The sequence below is a fragment of the Pseudomonas sp. GW531-T4 genome (assembly GCF_017349615.1).
Lineage (GTDB): Bacteria > Pseudomonadota > Gammaproteobacteria > Pseudomonadales > Pseudomonadaceae > Aquipseudomonas > Aquipseudomonas chlororaphis_I.
This window is the reverse complement of the sequence record NZ_JACMZT010000033.1, coordinates 64,223-73,984: the sequence shown is the minus strand read 5'-3', so window position 1 is coordinate 73,984 and position 9,762 is coordinate 64,223. Positions and strand designations below refer to the sequence as shown.

General features: G+C 65.3%; 6 protein-coding genes. All 6 read right to left on the bottom strand.

Annotated elements, in window-relative coordinates:
- Positions 1-993: 993 nt before the first annotated feature.
- From moaA to J4D28_RS22785, 6 genes are read right to left on the bottom strand one after another with little or no spacing between them, the layout of a single operon-like run.
- Positions 994-1,986 (bottom strand): GTP 3',8-cyclase MoaA, encoded by a 993-nt coding sequence (gene moaA / locus J4D28_RS22810; RefSeq protein WP_103331834.1) that lies wholly within the window; start codon positions 1,984-1,986, stop codon positions 994-996.
- A 10-nt stretch (positions 1,987-1,996) separates the two neighbouring features.
- A complete protein-coding gene (locus tag J4D28_RS22805; protein ID WP_103331833.1) occupies positions 1,997-2,959 on the bottom strand; it encodes a peptidylprolyl isomerase in 963 nt (320 codons plus the stop codon).
- Positions 2,960-2,969: 10 nt separating this feature from the next.
- A complete protein-coding gene (gene narI, locus J4D28_RS22800) occupies positions 2,970-3,650 on the bottom strand; it encodes a respiratory nitrate reductase subunit gamma (protein ID WP_009049445.1) in 681 nt (226 codons plus the stop codon).
- Positions 3,643-4,398: a nitrate reductase molybdenum cofactor assembly chaperone gene (gene narJ / locus J4D28_RS22795; protein WP_039968062.1), complete on the bottom strand. Its 756-nt coding sequence runs from the start codon at positions 4,396-4,398 to the stop codon at positions 3,643-3,645. The genes narI and narJ overlap by 8 nt, the downstream gene beginning before the upstream one ends.
- 2 nt (positions 4,399-4,400) lie before the next feature.
- Positions 4,401-5,939, bottom strand: coding sequence for a nitrate reductase subunit beta (narH, locus tag J4D28_RS22790; RefSeq protein ID WP_025810408.1), 1,539 nt, complete (start codon positions 5,937-5,939; stop codon positions 4,401-4,403).
- Between the two features lie 9 nt (positions 5,940-5,948).
- The gene (locus tag J4D28_RS22785) at positions 5,949-9,716 is read right to left on the bottom strand and encodes a nitrate reductase subunit alpha (protein WP_103331832.1); all 3,768 of its coding nucleotides are present in this window, start codon (positions 9,714-9,716) and stop codon (positions 5,949-5,951) included.
- Positions 9,717-9,762 lie beyond the last annotated feature (46 nt).

The window sequence follows — 9,762 nt, the reverse complement described above, 5'->3', positions numbered from 1 at the left end:
GGCATCCCTGCCGGGTTACCCACGGCTCAATGCCTGCGTTCGGCCAGCGTGGTTAACGGGGCGCTCAGATCAAAAGCAAGACGGCGGCCTACCGGCCGACCTGGCTGAGAACGCGGGCCCTGTAGCCGCTGCCGAGCGCAGCGAGGCTGCGATCGAGGCCGAAGGACTCGCCAGGCAGGCACCGCGTTTCCCCAGATCCTACGAGGTGTCAGGTTTAGCGGCCCTGCGGGCCGATCGCAGCCTCGCTGCGCTCGGCAGCGGCTACACAAAGCGTGTTGCCTGACCGACCAAATCCGTCCATCAACCGCCGTGTCCGGTAGAAGAGCCGTAGCGTGCAAAAGCCGCAAGCTTCGCCCGGCTTTGGCTCTGTTCGGGCTTTGGCTGACGCGAGACAGCCGGCCTGGTTGAGAACGCGGGCCCTGTAGCCGCTGCCGAGCACAGCGAGGCTGCGATCGAGGCCGAAGGACTCGCCAGGCAGGCACCGCGTATCCCCAGATCCTACGAGGTGTCAGGTTTAGCGGCCCTGCGGGCCGATCGCAGCCTCGCTGTGCTCGGCAGCGGCTACACAAAGCGTGTTGTCTGACCGACCAAATCCGTCCATCAACAGCCGTGTCCGGCAGAAGAGCCGTAGCGTGCAAAAGCCGCAAGCTTCGCCCGGCGAAGGCTGTGTTTTGGCTTTGGCTTTGGCTTTTGATCTTGATCTTGATCTTGATCTTGATCTTGATCTCTGACGCCCCGTTAACCACGCTGGCCGAACGGAGGTATTACGGAGCGGGTAAACCGGCAGGGATGCCGGTTTAGCCGCCCCGGGCCATGAATGGCCCGTGGCGGCGGCCCGCTCCGTAATGCCTTCGTTCGGGCACACCGAGCCTCAGCGAGGTGCCGAGTGGTGGGGCAAAGCGTTTTGCTTACTTTTGCGCTTTTCAAAAGTAAGCCGCCGTAAGGGCGGAACCCTAAGCAGCCGTTACCGCAGCAACGGATATACCCCCAATCTCACCCCCCACTCATATTCATAAACCGCACCAACTGCACCGTACCTCCGGGGCTAAAGTCGTGGCGCCATGGCTTACGCCGCAACGCCTGCTGCAAGGCATCGATCAACGGCTGATCGTCCAGCGGATACCGCCGCAGCAGACCGCGCAGGTCCAGGGCATCGTCCTGCCCCAGGCACAGCAACAGCTTGCCTTCGACCGTCATCCGCACCCGATTGCAGCTGCCACAGAAGTTGTGGCTGTTGGGCGAGATAAAACCGATGCGCGTCCGCGGATGGCGCTCCAGGCGCACGTAACGCGCCGGCCCGCCGCTGTTCTCGGTGCTGTCGAGCAAGGCATGGCGGCTGGCGATCAGCGCCCGCACCTCATCGCTGGAACAGAAAGACTCGCCCCGGGAACGGCCGACGTCGCCCAGGGGCATTTCCTCGATAAAGCTGATGTCGATGCCCTGCTCGATGGCGTACTGCACCAGTTGCGGCACCTCCTCGAAGTTGCGGCCCTTCATCACCACGCAGTTGAGCTTGACCCGCTCGAACCCCGCCCCGCGCGCCACCTCGATGCCGCGCAGCACCGGGTCGAGATCGCCGTTGCGGGTGATGGCGCGAAACTTCTGCCCGTCCAGGCTATCGAGGCTGATGTTCATGCGCTTGACCCCGGCCTCCGCCAGCGGCCGGGCCAGGCGTTCCAGTTGCGAGCCATTGCTGGTCATCACCAGTTCGCGCAGGCCCGGCAAGGCGGCGATGTTGCGGCACAGGTCGACGATGCCCGGGCGAATCAGCGGCTCGCCGCCGGTGAGGCGGATCTTGCGCACGCCCTGGCCGACGAACAGCGCCGCCAACCGTTGCAACTCCTCCAGGGTCAGCACCTGCTGGCGCGGCAGGAAGGTCATGTTCTTCGCCATGCAATACACACAGCGAAAATCGCAACGGTCGGTCACCGACATCCGCAGGTAGTCGATCTGCCGCCCGAAGCCGTCCCGCATCCCATTGCTCATGGCCTTCCCCTTACTGCACCAGCGGCGAGTCGGCGCCTTGCAGATGAATGCCACGAATGTCCGCGGCGCCGATCAGGGTTTGCAGGTACTGCACCACAGCCTTCTGCCAGACGCCCTGTTGCAGCTGGTTGCGGATCGCCGTCGCCACCGCCTCGTAAGGCAGCGCCTGGCCCTCGACCCGCTGGTCGACGCTGACCACATGCCAGCCGTAACGGCTTTCCAGCGGCTTGGCCGCCAGCCCCGTCGGCAGACCGAACAACTGGCGCTCCAGTTCCGGCACGGTCTGGCCCTTGCTGATCTGCCCCAGGGAGCCGCCCTGGGCCTTCGACGGGCAGGCCGAATACTTCAGCGCCAGGGCAGCGAAACTGTCGGGCTGCTCGTCCAGGCGTTGCAGCAAAATCTCCGCCTGGACCTGAGCCGTGCTGCGCGCGCCGGCATCGTCCGGCGCGCATTCAAGGAGGATGTGCCGCACCGCCAGCAACGGCGCGCTGTGAAAGCGCCCGCGGTTGTTGTCGTAGTAACGCCAGCACGTGGCCTCGTCGCACTCCGGCACCTGCACCTCGCGTTCGAGCAGCAAGCGGGTGGCGGCCTCCTCCTCGTTCTCGCCGGCGCCGATCTGCAACGTCAGGCCAAGTTCGGCGATGCGCTGCTGCAACAGCTCGCGGATCACCAGCGCCCTGGCCGCCTGATACACCGCCTCCTCGCGGCTGGCCGCCGGGTGATATTGCAGCTCCTGGGCCAGCGCCTGCGGGGTGATCGGCACCTGGTTGACGCTGATGATCGGCCACTCCTGCTCGCTGCTGGCGATCAGTTGCACGGGCGCCTCGTCAGCGGCCACGGGCTCATGGCCCGGCGGCGTGAAAGCCTGCACGCCCACTTCCACTTCACTCTCTGGCAGCAGCGGTTCTTCGCGAGCCGAAGACCCGCAACCGCCGCTGCCGCCTTTACCGCCGCCACATCCACATCCAGACATGACAACCTCCTCAGATTTTCTGCCGAACGATTTGATAACGCCGTCCCAGGTACCAGACCGGCGCGCTGACCATGTGCACCAGGCGGGTAAAGGGGAACAGCACGAACAGGGTCAGGCCGAGGAACACGTGCAGCTTGTAGGTCAGGCCGACCGGCGCGATGGCTGCCGCCGCGTCCATAGGCCGCAACATCACGGTGTTCTGCGCCCAGTCGGCGAGCATCACCATCACCGAGCCGTCCATGTGCGCGGTAGAGGCGACTATGGTCAAAAGGCCGAGCAGCAACTGCGCCAGCAGCACCAGCAGGATCAGGATGTCCGAGGGGCTCGAGGTGGCGCGCACGCGCGGATCGGTGAGGCGGCGCTTGATCAGCATCAGCAAACCGATCAGGCACAGCAGGCCGAAGAAACCGCCGGAGACCATCGCCAGCAACTGCTTGTGCTCGGTGCTGATCACGTGGTGATAGACCGAGGCCGGGGTCAGCAGGCCAACGAAGTGCCCGGCCAGGACGAACAGCACGCCGACATGGAACAGGTTGCTGGCTACGCGCATGCCGCGGTTGTCGAGCATCTGGCTGGAGCCGGCCTTCCAGCTGTACTGCGACAGGTCGAAGCGCGCCCAACTGCCCAGCAGGCAGATCGCCAGGGCGACATAGGGATAGATCCCGAACACCAACAGATTCCACTTAGACATTGCCCACCTCCCCGGCTGGCGCGGCGGCCAGCCCCTGATGCTGAAAATCCACCCAGTGCAGCGGTACCGCGCTTTCCTCCCGGGGCTTGCCCGGCGCGCTTGGCATGGCGCTGCAACGTTCCTGCTGCTCGGCCTTGAGAAAGTCCACTGCCTCCTCTTCCCAGACCTTGTCCAGGGCTTCGAGGGAGTCGTCGCGCGGCTCGGCCGCCACCTGCTCGCGCAGGTCGGCCACCGCCTGGTGCGGCTCCTCGCCAGCGATCTGCAGCAAGGCGCGCAAGCAACTGGCATAGGCGCTCTCGCGCTCCTCCAGGCGCGCCGCGAGCAAGGCCAGCAGGTGCGCGACATCGGCCAGGCCCTCGCGGGCCTCGAGGTCGTCGCGGGTGGAGAGGAACTCCAGGTACAGCGGGATGTAGTCCGGCAGCTCCTTGATGCCGATGGCAAAGCCGGCGGCTTCATACTGGGCGAGCATGTCGACCATGGCCTGGCCGCGGTCGCGGGACTCGCCGTGCACATGCTCGAACAGCAGCAGCGACAGCGAGCGGCCACGACCGAACAGCGCACCGTAGTGCTCCTGGCCATCCATCAGGTCGTTGTTGCAGATCAGTTCCAGCAGCTCGAACAGCGCGCCGCGCTGCTTCGGGCTGATTTCCCGGGCCTGGATGATCGCCTGCTCCAGTTCGTCGCGGCCCTCGACCAGGGTTGCGCTCGGGTAGTCGAGCAGCAGCGAAATCACTTTAAGGATGCGCATGCTCATTCCTCCCACAGCTGCACGGTTTTCAGGACGTCGCGGCGGTTGGCCTTCTTCGCCCCGAACATATTGGTGTCGGAGCTGCCGCTGCAGCCGCTACCAAAACTGAAGCCGCAACCGGAACGCTCGGCGAAGGCGTCGCTCATGGCCTCCTCGCGGTGCGCGCTGGGCACCACGTAGCGGTCTTCGTAGTTGGCGATGGCCAGGTAGCGGTACATCTCCTCGACCTGGCTCACGCTCAGGCCAACCTCTTCGAGCACCCGCAGGTCCTGCACGCCTTCGACCTGTTCGGCGCGCTTGTAGGCACGCATCGCCAGCAGGCGCTTGAGGGCGCGCTTGACCGGTTTCTCGTCGCCCGCGGTCAACAGGTTGGCCAGGTAACGCAGGGGGATGCGCAGGCTGTCGACATCCGGGATCACCCCGTTCATGCCCACGGTGCCGGCGGCCGCGGCGTTCTGGATCGGCGACAGCGGCGGCACGTACCAGACCATCGGCAAGGTGCGGTATTCCGGGTGCAGCGGCAGCGCCAGCTTCCAGTCGACCGCCATCTTGTACACCGGCGAACGCTGCGCGGCGTCGATCACCGATTGCGGAACCCCGTCTTCCAGGGCCTGGCGGATCACCGCCGGGTCATGCGGGTCGAGGAAGATCTCCAACTGCTTCTCGTACAGGTCCTGCTCGCTGGCGGTGCTCGCCACCTCGGCGATACGGTCGGCGTCATACAGCAGCACGCCGAGGTAGCGGATGCGCCCGACACAGGTCTCGGCGCACACGGTGGGCATGCCCGCCTCGATCCGTGGGTAGCAGAAGATGCACTTCTCCGACTTGCCGCTCTTCCAGTTGAAATAGATCTTCTTGTACGGGCAGCCGCTGATGCACATGCGCCAGCCGCGGCACTTCTCCTGGTCGATCAGGACGATGCCGTCCTCCTCACGCTTGTAGATCGCCCCGCTCGGGCAGGACGCCGCGCACGCTGGGTTCAGGCAGTGCTCGCACAGGCGCGGCAGGTACATCATGAAAGTGTTTTCGTACTCGCCGTAGATGTCCGCCTGGATCTGGTCGAAGTTCTTGTCCTTGCGCCGCTTGGCGAACTCGCTGCCGAGGATCTCCTCCCAGTTCGGCCCCCACTCGATCTTTTCCATGCGCTTGCCGGACACCACCGAACGCGGCCGCGCGGTCGGCTGGTGGTCGCCCAGGGGCGCGGTGTGCAGGTGCTGGTAGTCGAAGTCGAACGGCTCGTAGTAGTCGTCGAGGCTCGGCAGGTCGGGGTTGGCGAAGATGTTCGCCAGCACCCGGAACTTGCCGCCGATGCGTGGGTTGATCGAGCCGTTGGCGTTGCGCACCCAGCCGCCCTTCCACTTGTCCTGGTTTTCCCATTCTTTCGGGTAGCCGATCCCGGGCTTGGTCTCGACGTTGTTGAACCAGGCGTACTCCATGCCTTCGCGGCTGGTCCAGACGTTCTTGCAGGTGATCGAGCAGGTATGGCAGCCGATGCATTTGTCCAGGTTCAGGACCATGCCGATTTGTGAACGAATCTTCATGACAACTCCTCAATCCATCTCGGTCGGCAGGGGGCGTGGCAGCTCATCGCCGTCCGAGCCATCGAGCCAGTCGACGCGGGCCATCTTGCGCACCACGACGAATTCGTCGCGGTTGCAACCGACCGTGCCGTAATAGTTGAAACCGTAGGCCTGCTGGGCATAGCCGCCGATCATGTGGGTCGGCTTGAGCACCACCCGGGTCACCGAGTTGTGGTGGCCGCCGCGGGTCTTGGTGGTCTCGGAACCGGGCACGTTCACGATCCGTTCCTGGGCGTGGTACATCATCACCATGCCCTCCTTGACCCGCTGGCTGACCACCGCCCGGGCGGTCGCCGCGCCGTTGGCGTTGAAGCATTCGATCCAGTCGTTGTCCTCGATGCCGGCGCGTTGCGCGTCGATTTCCGAGAGCCAGACAATCGGCCCGCCACGGCTCAGGGTGAGCATCAGCAGGTTGTCGCTGTAGGTGCTGTGGATGCCCCACTTCTGGTGCGGGGTGATCCAGTTCAGGACGATTTCCGGGTGGCCGTTGGTGCGCTTGCCCATCACCGCCTCGATGGTCCGGGTGTTGACCGGCGGCCGGTAGCTCATCAGCTGTTCGCCGAACGCCTGCATCCACGGGTGGTCCTGGTAGAACTGCTGGCGGCCGGTGATGGTGCGCCACGGGATGTTCTCGTGGACGTTGGTGTAGCCGGCGTTGTAGCTGACGTGATCGTCCTCCAGGCCCGACCAGGTGGGGCTGGAAATGATCTTGCGCGGCTGCGCCTGGATATCGCGGAAGCGGATCGCCTCGTGGGCCTTGGACAGCGCCAGGTGGCTGTGGTCTATGCCGGTGAACGCGGACAGCGCGGCCCAGGCCTTGAGCGCCACATGGCCATTGGTTTCCGGGGCCAGGGACAGGATCACCTCGGCGGCGTCGATCGCCGTGTCGATCTTCGGCCGGCCCTGGCTGATGCCCGCCGCGCCTTCGCGGTAATTCAGCTCGCCAAGGAATTTCACCTCCTTGTCGGTGTTCCAGTTGATGCCCTTGCCGCCGTTGCCGAGTTTCTCCAGCAGCGGCCCGAGGGAGGTGAACTGCTTGTAGATGTTCGGGTAGTCGCGCTCCACCACTTGCAGGTTCGGCGCGTTCTTGCCCGGCTGCGGGGCGACGCCGGCGGTTTTCCAGTCGGTGCCGCCGAACGGCTGGGCCAGTTCGCCGACGCTGTCATGCATCAGCGGCACGGTGACCAGGTCCTGCTCCACCCCGAGGTGCCCCACCGCCATGCTGGAAAACGCCTTGGCGATGCCCTTGTAGATTTCCCAGTCGGAACGCGATTCCCAGGCCGGGTCGATGGCCGCCGACAGCGGGTGGATGAAGGGATGCATGTCCGAGGTGTTCATGTCGTCCTTCTCGTACCAGGTGGCGGTCGGCAGGACGATGTCGGAATACACGCAGGTCGAGGACATGCGGAAGTCCAGGGTGGTGACCAGGTCGAGCTTGCCGATGGCGCCCTGGTCCACCCATTCGGCCTCTTGCGGCTTGCAGTCGCCGACCTGGCCGATGTCCTCGTTCATCACCCCGTTACGGGTGCCGAGCAGGTACTTGAGCATGTACTCGTGGCCCTTGCCCGAGGAGCCCAGCAGGTTGGAACGCCAGATGAACATGTTGCGCGGGAAGTTCTGCGGGCTGTCCGGCTGTTCGCAGGCAAAACGCAGGCTGCCTTCGTGCAGGCTCTTGACCACATAGTCCTTGGGCGCCATGCCGGCTGCGGCGGCGTCGCGACAGATGTGCAGCGGGTTGCTGTTGAGCTGCGGCGCGCTGGGCAGCCAGCCGGCGCGTTCGGCGCGGATGTTGTAGTCCAGGGCGTGTTCGGGGAACTGGCTCTTGTCGGCCAGCGGCGAGAGCACGTCGTGCATGCTCATCTTCTCGTGGCGCCATTGCGAGCTGTGGGCGTAGAAGAAGCTGGTGCCGTTCATCTGCCGTGGCGGACGGCTCCAGTCCAGGCCGAAGGCCAGGGGCAGCCAGCCACACTGCGGACGGAGCTTTTCCTGGCCCACGTAGTGGGCCCAGCCGCCACCGGTCTGGCCGACGCAACCGCAGAGCATGAGCATGTTGATCAGCCCGCGGTAGTTCATGTCCATGTGGTACCAGTGGTTCATCGCCGCGCCGACGATGATCATCGAGCGCCCACGGGTCTTGTCGGCGTTGTCGGCGAACTCGCGGGCGATCTGGATCGCTTTCTCGCGGCTGACGCCGGTGATCTGCTCCTGCCAGGCCGGGGTGCCGGGCACGCTGGCGTCGTCGTAGTCCTTGGCCACGTTGGCGCCGCCCAGGCCACGGTCGATGGCCAGGTTGGCCGCCGACAGGTCGAACACCGTGGCGACCTTGGCCTGGCTACCGTCGGCCAGGGTCAGGCTGCGCACCGGCACCCGGCGGTATTGCACGGCATCGCCGGCCACGTGCTGGAAGTGCTCCTGGGTTTCGCCAGCGAAGTACGGGAAGGCCACTTCGGCGACATCGCCGCCGATCAGGCTCAGGTTCAGGTCGATCTCGCGGCCCTCGCCGCCTTCGCGGGCAAGGATGTTCCACTTGCCCTGCTCGCCCCAGCGATAGCCGATGGAGCCCTGGGGCGACACCAGCTCGCCGCTGGCGTCGATGGCGATGGTTTTCCATTCCGGGTTGTTGTCCTGGCCGAGGTTGCCGGCCAGGTCCGAGGCGCGCAGGAAACGGTCCGGCTGGTAGCCGGCCCCCGGCGCGGTGCCGAGCATCGGCTTGAGCAGCACCAGCACCGGCAGGTCGGTGTAGCGCTTGGCGTACTCGGTGAAATAGGCGCTCGGCCGGTCGAGGTGGAATTCCTTGAAGATCACATGATTGAAGGCCTGGGCCAGCGCCGCGTCGGTGCCCTGCTTGGGGTTGAGCCAGAGGTCGGTGAGCTTGGCCACTTCCGAATAGTCCGGGGTGATGGCCACGGTCTTGGTGCCCTTGTAGCGCACCTCGGTGAAGAAGTGCGCGTCGGGGGTACGGGTCTGCGGAACGTTGGACCCCCAGGCGATGATGTAGTTGGAGTTGTACCAGTCGGCCGATTCCGGCACGTCGGTCTGCTCGCCCCAGACCATCGGCGAAGCCGGCGGCAGGTCGCAGTACCAGTCGTAGAAGCTCAGGCAGGCGCCGCCGATCAGCGACAGGTAGCGGGCGCCAGCGGCGTAGCTGACCATCGACATGGCCGGGATCGGCGAGAAACCGACGACCCGGTCGGGGCCGTACTGCTTGATGGTGTAGACGTTGGCCGCGGCGATGATTTCGTTGACCTCATCCCAGCTGGAGCGGATGAAGCCGCCCATGCCGCGCTTGCTCTTGTACGACTCGGCCTTGGCCGGGTCCTCGACGATGCTCGCCCAGGCGTCCACCGGCGCCAGGCTCTGGCGTGCCTGGCGCCACAGCTTGAGCAGCGGCTTGCGGATCTTCGGGTACTTCAGGCGGTTGGCGCTGTAGATGTACCAGCTGTAGCTGGCACCCCGCGGGCAGCCGCGCGGCTCGTGGTTGGGCAGGTCGTTGCGGGTGCGCGGGTAGTCGGTCTGCTGGGTTTCCCAGGTGATCAGGCCGTTCTTCACGTAGATCTTCCACGAGCAGGAACCGGTGCAGTTCACCCCGTGGGTGGAGCGCACGATCTTGTCGTACTGCCAGCGCGAGCGGTAGACGTTCTCCCAGTCGCGGGACTCCTTGCGGGTTTCCCCGTGGCCCTCGGCGAACTCGCTTTGCTTGCGGTTGAAGAACCGCAGTTGATCCAACAAATGACTCATGGTGCTTTCCTCTCAGGCTTGCCGCGGGGTTCTGTGCCCCGCCGGC